This window comes from Candidatus Thiosymbion oneisti (genome assembly GCF_900092655.1).
In the GTDB taxonomy this organism is placed as follows: Bacteria; Pseudomonadota; Gammaproteobacteria; order Chromatiales; family Chromatiaceae; genus Thiosymbion; species Thiosymbion oneisti.
Map to the genome: position 1 here is coordinate 1 of NZ_FLUY01000019.1, position 1,295 is coordinate 1,295.

The following is a 1,295-nucleotide window of genomic DNA, read 5'->3' on the forward strand; positions in this document are numbered from 1 at the left end:
TCAGGGCGAGCGCGTATAAATCCTCCCGAAAACATGATCTTGTAGGTTGGGCAAGGGCCGTAAGATGTGGTGAGCGCCTGCCTACCGCCCCAGGGACGGGGCAGGTAGGCAGCGAACCGCATCTTTGGAGGGTGCGCCGTGCCCAACGAAATGTTGATGTTGGGCACGCCGGATCGTCCCTGATCCGGCTTTGCCCAACCTACGAGCCGGCAGGATGCCGGCGCTCCCAGCTTTGCCCAATCGACACGGCTGGTAGTAACTTGTTAATCAAAAAGAAATTTATACGCGCCCGCCCTGCTGTGTCTCTGTGGTGAATAGCGTATTTATGTACTATCAAGCGAAATGATGTACTAGGCACCGGCGGACATGGATAACGAGGTATTCCGTAAGACCTACCGCGCCATCAACGAGCGCTTCTGCCCATTCGAGAAGAGCATCCTGACCAACAACTGCGGATGCAGCCGCGGACGGCGCTTCTGCATCGCCGAGCGCGAGGGGATCAACTGCGGCTCCGACGCGGCCCAGGCCCGGTGTCTGGAGCTGCTCGAGCTCTTGCGCCGGCAGGCCCGCTTCGCCTTAAAGGCCACGGACGAGGACGCGGCCCTGCCCCATGCCAAGGCCATGCGGGTCCAGGTCGGCGGCCTGCGTGGACTGCACGCCGTCGCGATGCCCGACGCGCCGATCCCGGACACCATCGAGGACATCCACGGCATCATCGAGGCAGCACTGGACCACTTCCATACCCTGGCTGCTCTCCCCTACCAGCCCATCATCCGCCAGATTGCCGCCTACCAGGGACGCCGGCGGCTGCGCCGTCCGCGTTGAGTCAAATTAAGTCGCGGCTCGATGAACGGATCCGTAGGGTGGGCTGTGCCCACCACTACCGTGTGACTGGTTCGCGATCCCCAACTCGGCCAACTGGCGGTGCCGCCAGAAGCCGTCCCGGCCTGCTTCGTAACAACTCACCACCGGAGCCGGCCACCCGACATACCGGCCACCCGGTGTCGGGTGACGGCGCGCCAATCACCGCGGCTAATGGCAGCAGCTTCGCAGCAGGCGCGCCTTACCCGACCTACCTGGGCTACCGCGCGATCCGGTGTTCGGTGGGCACAGCCCACCCTACGTCTCCACCCGCTTCAGGCCGCGAGCAAGGCCTCGAGGGCAGTGGCCAGATTTGCCGTCAGGTCCTTGAGTGTTTCTGTTTCGGTCCGGTCGTCGCGACACGCATTCTCCAGGGCCTCGGCGGCCGCCCGGACGGATTCGGCGCATAAGGCGGCGGCGGACCCTTTGAGCTT

General features: G+C 63.9%; 2 protein-coding genes. One reads left to right on the forward strand and one right to left on the reverse strand.

Going from position 1 to position 1,295, the window contains the following annotated elements:
• Nucleotides 1-366: 366 nt before the first annotated feature.
• The gene (locus tag BQ17_RS00200; protein WP_089723747.1) at nucleotides 367-825 is read left to right on the forward strand and encodes a hypothetical protein; all 459 of its coding nucleotides are present in this window, start codon (nucleotides 367-369) and stop codon (nucleotides 823-825) included.
• A 311-nt stretch (nucleotides 826-1,136) separates the two neighbouring features.
• Here BQ17_RS00200 and BQ17_RS23800 read toward each other — a convergent pair.
• Nucleotides 1,137-1,295, reverse strand: a 159-nt coding sequence (locus BQ17_RS23800) for an Hpt domain-containing protein (RefSeq protein WP_141699012.1), incomplete at its 5' end; no start/stop codon positions are given.